This is a genomic window from Massilimicrobiota sp. An80, assembly GCF_002159255.1.
Taxonomy (GTDB): domain Bacteria; phylum Bacillota_I; class Bacilli_A; order Erysipelotrichales; family Coprobacillaceae; genus Allocoprobacillus; species Allocoprobacillus merdigallinarum.
Map to the genome: position 1 here is coordinate 26,659 of NZ_NFHI01000004.1, position 16,978 is coordinate 43,636.

A 16,978-nucleotide genomic window follows, 5' to 3' on the forward strand; every position below is an offset into this window, starting at 1 on the left:
GTTCATTCAATTCACTTTTCCTGCCACTCTATTGCTGCATCCTTGCCATGATGTGCAAGCCCGATATAAACAACTTTTCCATCTATTTCGATATCATATTGCCTATCTCTGATCTGATCAACTGCCTGTTTTGCAGCTGTCTGCAATCTTTCCTGACCGGCTTCATTATCCAAACCTATATATTTGAACTCAAGTACAAAGGATGTTTTGCTTCTATCTTTCGCCTGAAGGATGATATCACATCTGCCTTTGCCTTCTTCTCGATTGCTGATGATTTTATAATCTCTGCTTAACCATGCACACATGCCCAGAAACAGAACGTGATAACTGTTTTCATCCTTTAAATCATGATATGATGGCAATGTCATCAGCAGTTTTTGATATCTGTTTGCAAAAGCTTTCTGTTCTTCATCAATCAACGCATTGAATAGATCACTTAACTCTGTATCAGACACCTTTAGATAATAGGATGTCAATTCCTGAAATTCCTTTTGAACTTCGTGATTTGGTATACGAAGAACATATTTATTCTGATCAAAAGAAATTATTTTATCAATGGTAAGATATCCTGCATTGATTAATAATCCCCATAAACTGGCAGTCGTATTAACTTCAAAAAAGCTGGTTTCCATACGAACTCGTGTTTCCAATTCTCCATTTTTAACAAGTTTTTCATATCCGTCATTAAAGACTTCATCTGCTCTTTTCATAGCCTGCTTAATCATTGAATTGCTGCTTGTATTGACCCAATATGATTTCAGTTCTCCTTCTGAAACATAGCCTAATATTGACCATGGATTGTAAATCTGAAGATTCCCAAAGCGATAGCCATTATACATTGATTTAACTCTATCATTTAATTCCAAATCATAATATTCTAGCAATTCTTTGACTTCAAATTCCGTAAAACCAAAATACTGAGAATAGTTTTTATCAGCAACTGTACATACTACAAGATTATTCAAATCACTGAATAGATTTTCTTTCGCTACTCTTTGAATTCCTGTCAGCATGGCATACTGTAAACTGTTCGATGATTTTAAGGCTTGATGAAGCATAGAGGATAGATTTTCTCTTATCTCATTATAGAATCCATTGATATGGGCTTCAATAAACGGCGTATCATATTCGTCGATAAATATCATAACTTTTTTCCTATAGTATCTTTCCATTTGCTTCATTAAAAAAGACAGTGCATTATCCAGACCATTCAAATCTGTTTTATCAGGTATAGAAAAATTTCTTTTGATGTGTTCAAAAAAAGGTAAATCATATTCATCTAAATTTTTGAATATATCATTGTTTTTCTGATACAGTTCCGCAAGAATCTGCTGAATATTGTTAATCATCATTTGTTTATTACCCTTAACATCCGAAAAAGAAAGAAAAATAATCGGGTACTGATTCATCTCAGAAGCATATTCTGTTTCCATAATCTTAGTATCCTTAAAAAGTTCTTTTGAATCCTTTGTAATATCAAAGAACTCTGCCATCATGGACATATTGATGGTCTTTCCAAATCGTCTTGGTCTTGTAATTAAAGTGACTTCATTTCCTTTATCTAAGTAGTCCTTAATCATCAAAGATTTATCGACTACATAATAATTTCCAGTTTTTAATTTTTTATAACTTTTTTGACCTAATGGAACTCTTTTTTTCATATAGCCACCTCACTTTTCTAGTTTCATTATAACATAATCATTAACCAGTTTCAGTAACTATTTGTCTTTCTATGACATAGGAATCATTCATAATAATTACTCTTTTCTAATGTCGACCATAATTGACAAAAACAGAGATTGCTCCCTGTTTTAGTTAGTTATTCCCTTATCTTTCCTGCCACTCTATTGCCGCATCCTTGCCATGATGTGCAAGCCCTATATAAACAGCTTTACCTTTTAACGCAATATCATATTGCCTATCTCTGATCTGATCAACAGCATGTTTTGCAGCTGTCTGCAATCTTTCCTGACTGGCTTCATTATCCAAGCCAATATATTTGAACTCAAGTACAAAGGATGTCTTGTTTTCATTTTTCGCCTGAAGAATGATATCGCATCTTCCCTTGCCCTCTTCACGATTGCTGATGATTTTATAATCTTTACTTAACCATGCACACATCCCTAGAAAAAGGACATGATAGCTGTTCTCATCCTTTAAATCGTGATAAGAAGGCAATGTCATCAATAGTTTCTGATATCGGATTTCAAATGATTTCTGTTCTTCATCAATCAACGCATCGAATAGATCGCTTAACTCTGTATCAGACACCTTTAGATAATAGGAAGTCAATTCCTGAAATTCCTTTTGAACTTCGTGATTTGGTATGCGAAGAACATATTTATTCTGATCAAAAGAAATTGTTTTATCAATGGTAAGATATCCTGCATTAATCAGCAGTCCCCATAGACTTGCTGTCGTATTGACTTCAAAAAAGCTGGTTTCCATACGAACTCGTGTTTCCAGTTCTCCATTTTCAACAAGGTTTTCATATCCTTCATTAAAGACTTCATCTGCTCTTTTCATGGCCTGCTTAATCATTGAATTGCCGCTTGTATTGACCCAATATGATTTCAGTTCTCCTTCTGAAACATATCCTAATATTGACCATGGATTGTAAATCTGAAGCTCCCCAAAGCGATAGCCATTATACATTGATTTAACTCTATCATTTAACTCCAAATCATAATATTCTAGCAATTCTTTGACTTCAAATTCCGTAAAACCAAAATACTGAGAATAGTTTTTATCAGCAACTGTACATACCACAAGATTATTCAAATCACTGAATAGATTTTCTTTCGCAACTCTTTGAATTCCTGTCAGCATAGCATACTGTAAATTATCAGATGATTTTAAAGCAGTATGAAGCAAAGTCGAAAGATCCTGGCGTATATCTTTATAAAATCCATTGACATGAGCTTCAATAAAAGGTGTATCGTATTCATCAATAAACAGCATGACTTTTTTTCCATAATGTTCTTCTAAGATACGCATCAAGTAAGCTAAACATTCACTGACATCAGCTAGCTTGCCATTATTGACATCTAATAGTCCTTGAACAATACGGTCATAATCATCCTGATCAAAAAATGATAACTGATTAAATATAAATGTATAGCGACTATATTCCTGTCGCAAAGCTAGTTTAATATACTTAACCATTTCTGTTAATTTTCCTTTAGCATTTGCAAAGGAAAGAAAAATGGTTGGATATTGGTTCATTTCAGAGGCATATTCTGTTTTCATGATTTCAGTATCCTTAAAAAGCTCCTTTGAATCCTTTGTAATATCAAAGAATTCTGCCATCATGGACATATTGATTGTCTTTCCAAATCGTCTTGGTCGTGTGATTAAAGTGACTTCATTTCCTTTATCCAAGTAGTCCTTAATCATCAAAGATTTATCGACTACATAATAATTTCCGGTTTTTAATTTTTCATAACTTTTTTGACCTAATGGAACTCTTTTTTTCATATAGCCACCTCACTTTTCTAGTTTCATTATAACATAATCATTAATGGGTTTCAGTAACTATTTGTCTTATATCTTGCCAATCATATTGATTTTTTTTCGACATAGATAAGCTTTGAAAAAGAATAAATATCTAACTATAATTCTTAAAAAAATCACTTCATGATTTTTTAGCAGGATAAGGGAATGTGGCGCAATGATGCACCAATTCCCGACTTGAACAACTCACTAGAAGTGAGTTTTGCCTTTTAAATAAAGGGTTTAGTGAAATATGTATCATGTATCGCAGGTATCGTGTTTATCCTTATTTTGGAGTGCATCTCATGCGTATATGCTTTTTCTATCGTGCATTTGAATGGAAGCTGCCGTATGATGCAAGTCATCCCATCATGATACAAAACAGCCTGTACCGCTGATGCATCCTTTCGTTGTGTGCAGTACCATTCTCACGACATATGAACATCTGTCTGCTAATACCATTCATAATAAAAAACATGATACAAATTTACCTTCCTCTTTTATGTTCACAAAGCTTCCTTCTGCCTTTGCGTATCTGTCTGCCTATCTTGCCATCATTTCTGATAGAATATACGCTTCCATCATTCATCTCAATTCTCTTGCTAAGATAGTCTGAAAGATTGATCTTCTCATCTTCCTGATAGTCTATCGCTGTCAGTTCCTGCGTTTCTGTATCTATAGCCGCAATCCTTTTAATCTTCTCTCCTTTAGAATTCAATGCATAAAAGTTAACAATCTTAATCATCTGTCTCTTAACATTTCCTTTTGCTTCCTGTCTTCCAAAACATATCTGACCTTTGGGATTTTCTCTTCTCCCGTCTGCATAGGAATCAGATATTCAAGAATATCTTTTCTTAAGTTTTCATCAGGAATTCTATCTGCATATTTACCCATTGTTGTTAATAGGAATTTCCCATCCTGATCATATAATGCATAGTCCTTTTCATAATCTGCCATCACTATAAAAGCAGCAATATTCTTCGGATCTGCTTCAATTCTCTGGACTGGATAATCAGAAATGGGCTGACGAAATCTGCATTCATAAACATTCAAATATTCTTTTTTCAAATCGCTTCTCCTTTTTCAAATTGGTGATTTATTTAACACATTGCAATAATCAATCAAAATTCCAAAGCAGTCGAGGATTAAAGAAAATACTATCCTTATAGCTGTAGCCTTCTCTTACATCTGCAACATCAGATGACCAAGTTTCAAAATGAAGATGAGGTCCTGTTACACGTCCGGTAGCTCCGCTATATCCTACAAGATCCCCAGCTTTTACTGTATCACCGGATTTTAAAAATGACAGTTCTCTCATATGACAATAAATAATAATGAGCGTTCCATTACGCATCATGATTGTATTTCCGCCTGTTTCCGAATGATAAACCACTTCAACAGTCGCATCAGCAGCAGCATAGAGAGGAGTGCCGGTCGGCACAGCAATATCCATTCCATAATGCATTCTCCATTCTCCAAATGGATTGTACATTCCAACATCCCCTATGCCTGACCAACTTCCTTTTTTCACCGGCAAAGAAAGATTCAGTTTCATATATTCTCCCAGCTCTTCCGGAATGTTTCCTATTGTCGTAATATCCGCACTTTCCTCATTTGCTTCTATGATTTCAATAATCTTTTCCTTATCCAGTTCGCTAAATTCTGGCTGGCTTATGAGTCTTTCAACAAAGCTCACTAGAGATGTTTCTACATACTCTTCACCTTCGCTGTCCATTGCCAGCATAACGATTTCTTTCGCTCTGTCATGACTGATCATGAAAGGATCGTCAATCATACAGGAAGGCACGATAACCCATGCGATATGAACACTGATATGGGTTTCTTCGTAGACCTCCTGTATTGGCTTTTTCCACACTTCTTCATAAAGTCTTTGTCCTTCCTCAGTCGTTAAAAGCCCCTTTACTGATGTAAGCTCTTCTGAGGATGATGCTCCAAAGGAACTCATTGCCAGAATGAAAATAAAGACTGTAAAAACAAATACAATCACAGGCAGCAGCATGACTTTTTTGAGTTCGTTTAAGCCAAGTTCCTGCATAGATTATGACCTCTGCTCATTCAGAATAAAGCTGTCAAAAAGTTCCTTGCATTTATCCGGAAGGACGACTTCAATCTGTAAAGCGTTGGCTCCCAGACTCATATGACACTGACCGATTTCTGCATACTGAAGATATTCAGCATCCTTATCTGAGATGATCTTATTTGATTTCAGATACTGGATGCTTTCTGCTTCCTGCTTGAAGAAAAACTTATAATTGCTGTTTCCAATCAGTGCAGTTCCAAATTCCTTCACAGACTCATTCAGCATATCAGAAATTTCCTGTGTAGATGTTGTAAGGCCTCCGTTGTATTTTCTAATCACTTTGATCAGAAGCTTCTGGAACTGCATGACTTCAGGCATATTCTTGTTCATCAGAACATGGCATTCATCCTCGTAGATCTGTATCCATTTTGAAAATCTCCCTGAGATGACTTCCGTAAGAACATAGCTCAATATATTGTAATACTGCGTACGAAGCACTGTCGTATCCTTGTTCTGAAGTCCAGCCAGATTAAAGCAGATTGTATCGTTATCAAGAGATATATTTGTATGTCCATTGAACATCGGACTGTCAGCACCTACGGCCATTCTTTTAATGAAATTCTTTGCAATTTCCATACGATTTTTCTTGTCCAGATTATTCCTGTCTGCCTTCTCAAAACGTTCTTCCATGATGTCATAAAGATCCTTCATAACCGGAAAGTCTTCAGGTTTCTTTTTGACAATTTCTTCTGCTGTTGTTTCAAATGAATAGCCCCATTTTTTATAAAGTTCTTCCATAGCATCCTCAACCTCAGATAGAAGAACACGATCCAGACCTGTAAAATACATGCCAAAGAATGTTCTCAAAAACTGAATATGAGAAGCAAGCGGAAAGATACGATGCAGTGGAGTCTTATCTCCTGAGTCATCATCGTCTATCGTGATTCTGATCTGAAGCGGATTGATGATGCCAAGTACTCCGTTTGAACAGTTGATGACTTCACCATTCAGATGCTTTGTCAGCTTGTTCATCTGCTTTCCTTCAACATCGACTATGATCTGCTTCATTCCTCTGGAATATCTGTGAAGTATCAGATACATGAGAAAATATGTCTTTCCTGATCCAGTACATCCAAAGACAACTTCATTGGAATTGGTTCTTGATTTGGACTTGACAAGGTGATTATAGAAGATTGCTCCACCCATGCTTCTTGAACGTCCAATCAGGATTGGAAGATTATCATCGATCAGTGATTCATATACAAATGGAAACCCCCAGCTGATGACATTGCATACGACATCTTTGGTATATTCCTTGATTCTGTTACAGCATAATGGTGCAGATGAATAGAAAAGCTCCCTCTGATCAAAAAATCCCTGTCTGATCAGCATGTCTAGATTGCTTGTTTCCTGGACTAAAAGATTCTCTAATTCAACTAATTCTTCAAGAGAACTTGCCTCTAAGCGAAGCGTTACGACAAAGCTCACTGCCTTCTTTGTTCCTCTTGAAAGGCTCTCAATCATCAGTTCTACTGATTCCATATCGTTTTTTAGCTTTTCCTGTTCTGAACGCTTGGTTGCCTTGTCATAATTCTTGCACAGATTATTGTACTGCTTGTCATAGGTCTTCATCAATCTGGCAGAATCACAGTCTTCAACATGTAGAGAAAAATCTACACCCTTAAATCCTGTCAGATAGGAAAGCCATGCAAAAAAAGGAAAATCCGGATATGAATAAACATGAAATGTTTTACAGTAGACACCATCAATATAGATATACTGCGAGAGCTTATCCTTATCTGCCTTGATGCCAATTGGACTGATATAATCGCAGATTTCCAGATCCTTCAGATGATGAATATTCTTTCTTTCGTAAAGACTGCGAAAGGGATTGAAATAGCGATAGATTGTCAGCAGATGCTCATAGAAATCCACATCTCTTGCAGAAAACATGGACTTGAACAGATACATGGCATCATGCTTCAGACGTTCCAGCTCCTCCTTATCTTCATGACGGAAGATGATATAAAAATACTTGTCAACAAGATCGCGATTTCCTGTCTGCATCTGAATATATTTCTTTTCATCTTCTATCAGTTCAAAGCGAAGACGATCACTATCATTGCTTAATTCCATTTTCTTCTGTAAATCAGAAAGCTGATGGAGATAGGTATTGATATCTGATCCTGTTTCTGAACTGAATATCTGATAGTTGGTAAACTTTCTGTTATTTACGAATGTTTCCAGAACATTGATATATTTTGTCTGTTCCTTTTCCCTGACTCCAAAGATGTTTAAAGGACTGACAGCTATAGCTCCTATATATTCCTTAGTATCAGCCAGCTGTATGGTCTCATTTTCTTCATCTATCAGCAGGTTCATGAAATCCCTGCTGGTTTCATTTCGTTTTCTCCTCTTGGTTTTGATCCTGATTTCAGGTATCTTCAATTTATTCTTCAATCTACACATCCAATCTCTGCTGTCTGCCGATGACTTTTTTCAGTTCAGGAATATTGTCCTTATCAGCTTTTTTATGTTCCGGTTCCTGATTGCTCTTCATCATATCCTTTAGCTTTCCATCGTATTGAAATAAATCAATAATGAACTGATTATTCTGCATGATTCTTCGCTGAAGCTCCTCGCATTCATCTGTATTTCCTGTTTCAGCAACAGCAATCAGTCTTCTCTTCATTGCCAGATTGCATGCCATAAGCTGCTGAATCAATGTTGGCGTGACATCTTCTTCAGCCAGCTCAACATCAACGATCAGAGGCGGTTCTCCATTCCTTCTTTTTTTCGGTTTTCTCTGCAGATACATGCAGACTATTACTGCTGTCATGACTGCAAGAGAGAGTATCTGTACAAGCATTTCCATCATTTCTTCACCTTCCCTTTTTCTTTATTTCTTGTATCCTGAAAATAAAGCTTCTGTACAAAAATATACCTTACTGCTTTGACCAGAATATCAAGAAATCTCTGCTGCGTTGTTGGCACTTCGAGAAGAAGTGCACCTATAAATATAATGGCTGAAACCGTCCATTGATAAGCAAGTCCTTTATCATAAAGCTGTATTGTATAAAAAAAGACTGCACCGACGACAGCCATGAATAATACTTCCTTTAATGAAAATCCAAGAAGAAAATTATCCTTGATCATTTTCTTCTTAGGAATAAAATATATTTCCTTTTCCTCTATTTGAACCTCCTTTCCTTGCTGTTTCTGCTTTTGTTCAGCCTTCCGGTTGTATTGATCTTTCCAAAACCATTTTCAGAGCTTCTGCTCTCTTTCCCATCTCTGGAGAATGAACCCGTCTGTCCAGTCATTCTTTCACTCATGCCTTCCTTAGATTCCGATGAATAATCGGTATCTTGCATTTTCTGTCCTGATGAATGTATCGTGCGTTCACGAGAAGAAACATCCTTTGAAGTTAACGGACTATCTTTAGAAAACGCTGCTTTCAGATCTGCTTCCTTCTTGCTTTGCCTAAACTGAGAACCCAATCCTCCAGTTCCTCTGGAAACCTTATCCTTTACAGCATGATAGGCATCACTGCCCAGAATAGTCGCTGCTCCGCCAATGCCTCCGCCATACTTCATAGCCTCTTTGACATGGGAAGCACTTCGGTTGATGGAATCTTTCATTCCACCTGCATGAGAAACAGCTGTTCCACTCATTCGAGCAATGTTATTCGGAGCATGAGTCAGCATGGAAACACCGCTTTTCGCCATGTTTCCAATAGCGGCTGCTCCTCCAGCTACTACTTTTGCTGTTGAGATTGCACTGCTGGTCATGATCAAAGAGGACTGAAGACTTGACAAACCTTCCATGATACCAGCATTATATCCGCCTATCATTGCTGCGACCTTATTTGGAATAGCTATGATTACAAGAAGAAGTGCAATCGTAAACAGCAGCTTTGCGAGTCCGGATGCCTCTGTTCCTAGTTCAGCAATCAGTTTGAACATGAATAGAAACAGGAATATCTGTACTGTATTCATCAGAAACGGTCCAATGATGTTATTTTTCCAAACAGTAAACGCTGATGAATTCTCTTTATTGGTCAGCGATAACGCGCAAAGTGGCGTTATGATTTTAAAGAAGGCAAGCGATACCTGACGACTTGCCATCTGCAGTCCAATAAAGAAAATGATTATCCACATGACCAGCCCAACAAACATCGGCATGATAAAGTCAAATTCATAGATGTAGTTTTCTTCATCGTCTCTTACATTGATATCAAAGTCTTCTCCTGTAAAATCATCAATGAATGTCTGAGCCTCCTCCTCTTCCATTCCCGTCGTTGCCACTAGCATTGTCACTGCAAATCCTTCTCCGGCATCCTCTCCACTGGCTGATGATTCTCCTGAAATCACATCCCCGGCAAGTATAGCCTTGTTGATCTGCGTTACACCATCTCCTATGGTCGTTAATAGTGGAGGCGTGGCAAGAAGGATGACAACAATCTGAAAGACCGCAAAGATCTTATGTCCCCACTTTTCAATATCATTCGATATAACCAGCCATATCCATTCATAGACAAGCTTCAGCGGAAGTATGACGAGCGCAATTGTCATACAGGTTGAATAGCAGCTCGTCACAAAACTCAGGTCAATGAATGAAAAACCTGATATTTCCGTCAGAATGATATCTACGATATCAATGATCCAGCCTAGAATCGCACCCAGCGGTCCGAAAAGAATAGATCGAATCGTATCGCTGATTGTCTGTATAATTCCATCAAACATATATCAACTAGACGAATGATTTCAGCCAGTTGATGACATCCGGTGCGAGATAGACTGCAAGAAGAATGGCACCAATCATTCTGATCCTTCTTAAATATTTCTGCTGATTCTGTTCATCGCTGACCTGTGAAATAACCAGATAGCCAACAATCATACATATTGCAATGGGCAATGCCAGCTGCTGAGCATATCCCAGCAACGCATTGACAATATTGGTAATGACACTAACAACTCTTTCCAAGCATTCCTCCTCCTTTTGCTCTTATATCTGCCTGTCCTGTGTTCTTTGATGAATAATTCCCTCTCTAAGGGAAAACTGCAGGACAGTAATCTGCTTTTTATTGATGACAGCTTCAATGCTGTAATACTTTCTATCGATGCGGTACTGTTCCTTTTTAATCTCTCGTCCGATATCCTTGAGTGCTTCTGCATTATCCTGGTTGGCTTTTAGATAGCTGATGACCTCACTATAATCACGAAGTATCATGCCCGCAATCATAAGTTTCTCAAACACATGAGAGAGCATTTGATTCTTCTCATCTTTTGTACCTTTTCTATATTTCATGGCATCAAACTCAAGCATCATCGATAGTTCCTTATCCAATGTTCCTGCATTCTTTCTCAAAGCTTCAATTTCTTCGTCAAGAAAAGATGCAGCTGAAGCATCCATAATATCGATCATCATATCTTCATGATGTCGGTTCATATAGGATTCTATCTGCCTGCTCACAGATGAATAAGGTTCAAGAAGAATACGATCAATATGACCTTCAAGACTTGCTGCCTCCTTTTCATCCATATAGGAAGGATTTATTTTCAGGAGCTTTATAATCTCATTACGTATTTCTTCCCTTTCATTTCTTTGAATCTCACTGTGCTTCACATCAGCCTCCTCATCTTTCTGTCAACCTTTTTTAAAAGCAGCAAAGACTGTCTGTTTCGCCTATATTCAGCATCCAGTTCATTGGTTCTTTCTTCAGGTGTCAGCTTGTGATAAAAATGAAGCTTATCCATCAGAAAACTCTCCAGCATATGGAAAACACTTTGATAGCATTCTGCCTTATGTTTGACCTTTGTCTGCTGGAAGATAGTTTTATCGTCAATGCTTAGACTCACAATCAGATTGTTCTTCCCGGCAAAATTACTGTTGGCAATAAATCGCTCCACCTTTTCCCATTCTCTATCAATTTTCTTTTTACCATTTCTATTTACTATGACGTTCACTTTACATAAATTGAGATAGTTGTTATCGACAGATAACTCAACTTTCATGTTCACCTACTTTCTTAATAGAATACAACTTCATATCCAACATACTCCTGTCGATCATTTCTGATTGGATTGCAGTTGTATCCATTTGCTTTATGTTCCTTTATCATCTGCTGGGCATAAGTAACAGCTGCCTGATAGCAGCTCTCATAGTCATACCCGTCACTGAAAAGAAATCTTCTGTTCTCTGCTGTCAGATGTATTTCTGTATTTGTCGGTTCAGAATTCTCCTGTTTATTTTGACCGTTATGAGAAGAACTACTGTTATCATCAGACTGCTCAGGACTGCTTTGGGCTGGTCTGGAAACTGATTCAGTTTCAGACGTTATCTTATCCTGTTGCCTTGATTCCTCTCTAACGATAATTGTGTATTCCTTTCTAGCTTCATTGCCCACTTCATCCTTTGCGATTGCTGCAACATGATATGTTCCGCTCTTAGATAGATTCATATCTCCTTCCAGTATCACTGAAAAGGAACTGTACTCATCCTTAACTTTCATCATTTCAATCAGATCATCCTTAGAGATGCCTGCCTGAACTGTCAGTTCATTCTTTTCTTCCTGAAAGACAGGAGGTGAAGCATCAACAATTTCAACTGTCAGTTCAATTTCATGGTCATTGAAAATATACTGTATTGTCTTTGAACCTAGCCTTGATGTATCAATAAGAGGACAGATGAGCGTATCCTCACCTGAGATGATACGGTCACCGTCCAGATTAAACTGAGTTATCTTCTGACCATTAACGGTTTTAACAAGTTCGGCAGAATTGAAGATAGAACCTGCAGGAATGGCTAAATCCTCTACAAATTCTATTTCTTCATCTCCTGATGCACATCCAGTCAGCAGCATCAAAACAGATACAATAATCAGCTTATTTCTTTCGACCATTTCTTTTTCTGATCTTCAATGTAGCCAGTACAATGACACCCGATACAGCCGCAGCACTTATCCATAGAATAATATTGCTTGTATCTCCGGTCTGTACAGACTCACCTTTTGCCGGAAGCAGGACATTCGTCATTGTTACATGATATTCATTATCCTTTGAATCTCCAGTCAGCTCTATTCTGATGACTTCTTCGCTTAATGCATAGCCTTCTAACGCTTTTGTTTCCTTGCAGAAATAAATTCCATTAGGCATATCTTCAAAGCGAGCAATTCCATCTTTATCACTGACTGCTGTAGCAATCACATTCATATCTCGATCGAAGAGAGTAAATTCGACATCCGGCAATGGATCTTTGGAAATCTTGTCAATCTTGCTGATGACGATATCCGTTCTCTTGAGCATATTGACAATTTCCTTTCCTTCATTGATTGCGATATTCAATTCAGGAACATCCTTGCCTTCATATGTGATTTCAAAATCAAAGCTTTCTTCACTAACAATGTAATTATCATCCGTTGCCATTTCGACGATATGATATGAACCAATTGGAAGTTCAGGTACATCCATGAGATGGCCATTTTCATCAATACCACATACTGCAATCAGTGTATTTTCAGCAATTCCTGTTTCATCAGCATAATTCATGATATCTTCTGATGCATAGATTCCAAAAGCAACTTTCTTATAGGCTTCCTTATAATCATCCACATAATATGGATGTTCTTCCATGATTTTCTGAAGTTCCAGATTGACCTTGGCTCTTGTATTTTCAAGTTCGCTTTCAATAATCTGAAGTTCGTTTTTCTGATTATCCTCAATCTCAAAATAATGCCTTTCCATATCCTGTACAAATGGTTCAGGCACAACGCGTTCAATATAATAATATTTGCCTACAGGAAGTTCCTTGCTTTCAACAGGCTCATCCCCACTCTTTAATGATTCAATCAGTTCATCCTTTTCATAGTAGACGATATCATTGGCTAGCTTAATTTCTTCATCTGCATAGATATCAATTTCAGCATTGGAGATGATTTTCTTTCCAAATACAGGTTTTTTCGCTATACCAAATTCAGTTTCCACTTCTTCAGTACCTGTAAAGACTTCGCCTGTCTTTAGCCATTTCAGTTTTCCCATGACCATTTCATCAATCATTTCAACTTTCTGGACAACACCAGTATCCGTTACAGTAAATTCAACTGTCTGGCTGATTGCAAAACCATAAGGAGAGCTTGTTTCAATCAATTCATAGGTTTTTCCAGGTTCAAGCCCCTTAACAATATGCGGTTCATTTGTAGAAATCCATGTTTCAAAGACAGTTCCATCTTTTTCCTTTAATGTCAGATGAGCTCCCGGAAGTTCTTCTCCTGTTGTTGCATCTTTTTTGGAAATTTCCGTCTTTGTGATTTCATTTTCAAAGTATGCAGTAAGCTTTATTACTTCAACATCCTGACCTTGATATGTACAGTCTGCTTCATATACCGCATCTGTGGAAACATAACCAATTGGTGGTTGAATTTCCCTGATTTCAAATTTATATAATGGCAAGTCTGTCTTAAAAACAGCTTTTCCTTCCTTGTCTGTCAATGCAGTTTCAATCAGCTGTCCTTCCTCTACTAGAAGCTTTTCACTTCCAGCAGCATATATATTTTCTTTAGCGTATAATCCAAATTTAGCACCGCTTAATAGCTGTGCTGTATCCTTGTCTTTCTTGATGACACTGATTTCAGCTTTCTGGCGTTCGTTGATATATTCTGTTTCTTCAAATACAACAGGTGTGTACTGATCGGCATACTTTAATTCAATTTCCTTTATTTCCTTGTTCAATACAAACCCTTCACCTGCAGCAGATTCTTCAACAGTATATTTGCCTAGAGGAAGTTCTATGGTTTGTGCTTCCCCACTGGAAGTTGTCAGTTCAGCAACAGTTTCACCTTTTTCATATATGATGTCGCCCTGCTGATCTGCACTTAAAATATCTTCAGCTGCTTTTACAGTAAAAAAAGCTCCATCAATCGGTCCGTTTTCATAGATAAACTGGATATTTCCATCATCATCCTTGCTTACATCTGTAAGGTGTTCTCCAGTCTTGATTACAGAAATCTTTCCTTTTGCGGAAACATCCTTCATTGAAACACGAATAATCGGCGTTTTTCCATCTTCAGCCATCTCATAAGCAGTTCTGTTGGTAACAGTAAATTTCACTGGTTCATCATTAAGAATGTATCCATACGGTGCTTCTATCTCTACCAGTTCATATTCGCCAGCTTCCAATACATCTGCCGTCATGACAGTACCAGTTTCATCTGTTGTATATGTATCTACATAATGAGGCAATGGAAACCATACCCAATGCCCTACATATTCACCTGTTTCAACATTGCGAATCCTGAATGAAGCATCTGAAAGCAACACTGTTTTTCCTGTTTCTTCATCAACCTTGACTGCTTTTATCAAGGCTTTGAAGGAAGCGTCATTCATGATACGCCATACCTGCGGTTCCCTGCTGTCTTCCGTAATATCGATAAAGAAATCAGCAACAGGCATCAGATTTTCAGGAACTTTTGTTTCCCTTGCCTGATAGCGTCCGTATGGGAGTTCAATAGACAAAGCATAGCCATTCTCATCTGTTGTCAGAATATCATATACTTTTGCTTTATCCCATCCGTTCTTTTCAACATCGGATGCCAGCTTGACTGTAAATTCTGCTTCCGGTACCTTTGAAGCTTCTCCTGTTTCATCAGTTGAAATCTTGATGATCTGGAAAGCCTGCTTCTTTACCTGTTCCTTAGATACCTGAGAGCGGGTAATCACTGAAACAGTCTGATTTTCATAAGTACAGCGAATATCATAGACATTTTCATCAAGCAGATACCCCAAACTAGGCGTCTTTTCTCTCAACTGATAATTTCCTAATGGAAGTCCGGTAATATCATCCATAGCACCAGAGGCATCTGTTTCTCTTGTAGCGACTATATCACCTTTTGTGTAGTATTTTTTAGTCTTTGCCTTGTTGTAGATATCCTCACCGGCAACAAGCTCATAGACAGCCCCTTCAAGGGTTGCATCTCCCTGTGCAGTTGCACCTGTTTCCTTATCTTCCTTTTTCAGTTTGATGGTAGCTGTCGGTTCAGCATTTGTCTGTTCTGCTGTACCAGTAATCAATTCTGTGTATTGATCCTTATAGCTTAAGGAAACAGTGATTGGCTTGCTATCAAGAAGATAGCCATCTGCTGCCTGTACTTCAGTCAATGTATAAGTTCCAAGCTTTAGGCCATCAATAACAAGCTTTCCTTCTGAATTGGTTTTAACAGTTTCATCAAATCCATTTGGACCTGTTACACGATAAGTCGTTCCTGGAATGACCGAACTCTTATCAGCATTATATTTTGTCAATACAATCTTTCCGCTTGGTTCTTTATTTGTCTGTTCGATGGAACCGACTATAACACTTGTATGCTGATCTTTGTATGACAGTGTGATGCTTACAGGTTCCTTATTTAGAAGAAAGCCATTTGCCGCCTGAACTTCAGTAAATGTATATGTTCCTAACTTCAATCCTGTCAAATGAATGCGGCCGTTCTTGTCTGTCGTATGGTCTGCCTCATATCCTGTATCGCTCGTTACGTGATATTTCGTTCCAGGAATAGTAGAAGATCTATCTTCATTGTACTTGGTTAGCGTAATTTCTCCTGTCGGCTGCTTGTTAACAAAACTGTACACATGATCTGATGGATCATCGCCAGCTTTTACAGTAATCGTTCTTACTGTATCGTCAATAAGAAAGCCTTCCGGACTGTAGGTTTCTTGAATTTTATATTGTCCGTTTGCAACATCCTTTAAAATGATTTTCCCATTTTTTCCAGTAGTTCTTGTCGTTGATGAACCATCAGGCATTGTTATTTTAAACTTTGCACCTGACAATGCATTTCCGTCTTCATCAGTTTTTAGGATTGTAAATCCACCTAGGTCTTCTACCATCTTAATAACTGTCAGAACCTGATAAATTTCTCCATCTTTGTCAATCAAATAATCTGCATCTGTTACCTGAACCTTATCACCTATGGCATGGATATATTCATCATCACCATAATAAATGGCGACATGCTCTGCGATTCCATGATTTCCAAAGAAAACAAGATCTCCAGGTTTCCATTGCGATTTATCTGTCTTGCTCAGTTGCTGGCCTGATTTAATCAGCTGCTGACGCTGAGCTTCTGCTGTTCTTTCAAGAGTGAAGCCTATCGAGTGCTGAAATACATATTTTGTAAAACCCGAACAGTCAAAGCTATCTGGTCCATTGCCTCCATAGACATACGGCTTGCCCTCATGCTTTTCAGCTTCTTTGATGATGGCAGCCCTGTCCGGATTTGAAAGATCTTTTGCCATGACATTCATAGGTACAGCATTGACAAAAGTCATCAGAACAGTGATCATTACCAGCAATAATCGTTTGATCTTATCTCTCATTTTTCCTCTTTCCTTTCTTTTGTTTTCCTTCATATAGTGATCAATAATTTATGCATTGAAAAAGGGGCAAACG

14 protein-coding genes are annotated in these 16,978 nt (G+C 37.7%); all 14 read right to left on the reverse strand.

What is annotated here, in order from left to right; all coding sequences use genetic code 11:
* Positions 1–11 precede the first annotated feature (11 nt).
* Positions 12–1,661: an AAA family ATPase gene (locus B5G32_RS02020; RefSeq protein ID WP_087935678.1), complete on the reverse strand. Its 1,650-nt coding sequence runs from the start codon at positions 1,659–1,661 to the stop codon at positions 12–14.
* A 166-nt stretch (positions 1,662–1,827) separates the two neighbouring features.
* Positions 1,828–3,477: an AAA family ATPase gene (locus tag B5G32_RS02025; RefSeq protein ID WP_087935679.1), complete on the reverse strand. Its 1,650-nt coding sequence runs from the start codon at positions 3,475–3,477 to the stop codon at positions 1,828–1,830.
* A gap of 502 nt (positions 3,478–3,979) precedes the next feature.
* Positions 3,980–4,237, reverse strand: coding sequence for a hypothetical protein (locus tag B5G32_RS02030; protein WP_087935680.1), 258 nt, complete (start codon positions 4,235–4,237; stop codon positions 3,980–3,982).
* Positions 4,234–4,560, reverse strand: a complete 327-nt coding sequence (locus tag B5G32_RS02035; RefSeq protein WP_087935681.1) for a hypothetical protein — start codon at positions 4,558–4,560, stop codon at positions 4,234–4,236. Before B5G32_RS02035 ends, B5G32_RS02030 begins: the two co-directional genes overlap by 4 nt.
* A gap of 49 nt (positions 4,561–4,609) precedes the next feature.
* The gene (locus tag B5G32_RS02040; protein WP_087935682.1) at positions 4,610–5,548 is read right to left on the reverse strand and encodes a M23 family metallopeptidase; all 939 of its coding nucleotides are present in this window, start codon (positions 5,546–5,548) and stop codon (positions 4,610–4,612) included.
* A 3-nt stretch (positions 5,549–5,551) separates the two neighbouring features.
* Positions 5,552–7,915, reverse strand: a complete 2,364-nt coding sequence (locus B5G32_RS02045; RefSeq protein WP_087935683.1) for a VirB4 family type IV secretion system protein — start codon at positions 7,913–7,915, stop codon at positions 5,552–5,554.
* A 79-nt stretch (positions 7,916–7,994) separates the two neighbouring features.
* Positions 7,995–8,408 (reverse strand): hypothetical protein, encoded by a 414-nt coding sequence (locus tag B5G32_RS02050; protein WP_087935684.1) that lies wholly within the window; start codon positions 8,406–8,408, stop codon positions 7,995–7,997.
* Positions 8,408–8,638 (reverse strand): hypothetical protein, encoded by a 231-nt coding sequence (locus B5G32_RS02055; RefSeq protein ID WP_087935685.1) that lies wholly within the window; start codon positions 8,636–8,638, stop codon positions 8,408–8,410. Before B5G32_RS02055 ends, B5G32_RS02050 begins: the two co-directional genes overlap by 1 nt.
* An 86-nt stretch (positions 8,639–8,724) precedes the next feature.
* A complete protein-coding gene (locus tag B5G32_RS02060) occupies positions 8,725–10,278 on the reverse strand; it encodes a conjugal transfer protein TrbL family protein (protein ID WP_087935686.1) in 1,554 nt (517 codons plus the stop codon).
* A gap of 7 nt (positions 10,279–10,285) precedes the next feature.
* Positions 10,286–10,519, reverse strand: a complete 234-nt coding sequence (locus B5G32_RS02065; RefSeq protein WP_087935687.1) for a hypothetical protein — start codon at positions 10,517–10,519, stop codon at positions 10,286–10,288.
* A 21-nt stretch (positions 10,520–10,540) separates the two neighbouring features.
* Complete coding sequence (locus tag B5G32_RS02070) at positions 10,541–11,161, reverse strand: hypothetical protein (RefSeq protein ID WP_087935688.1); 621 nt, start codon at positions 11,159–11,161, stop codon at positions 10,541–10,543.
* The gene (locus B5G32_RS02075) at positions 11,158–11,550 is read right to left on the reverse strand and encodes a hypothetical protein (protein ID WP_087935689.1); all 393 of its coding nucleotides are present in this window, start codon (positions 11,548–11,550) and stop codon (positions 11,158–11,160) included. Before B5G32_RS02075 ends, B5G32_RS02070 begins: the two co-directional genes overlap by 4 nt.
* A gap of 14 nt (positions 11,551–11,564) precedes the next feature.
* Complete coding sequence (locus B5G32_RS02080; RefSeq protein ID WP_087935690.1) at positions 11,565–12,437, reverse strand: hypothetical protein; 873 nt, start codon at positions 12,435–12,437, stop codon at positions 11,565–11,567.
* Entirely contained in the window at positions 12,421–16,905 is a 4,485-nt protein-coding gene (locus tag B5G32_RS02085; RefSeq protein WP_158093949.1) for a SpaA isopeptide-forming pilin-related protein, read from the reverse strand. Before B5G32_RS02085 ends, B5G32_RS02080 begins: the two co-directional genes overlap by 17 nt.
* Between the last annotated feature and the right edge of the window lie 73 nt (positions 16,906–16,978).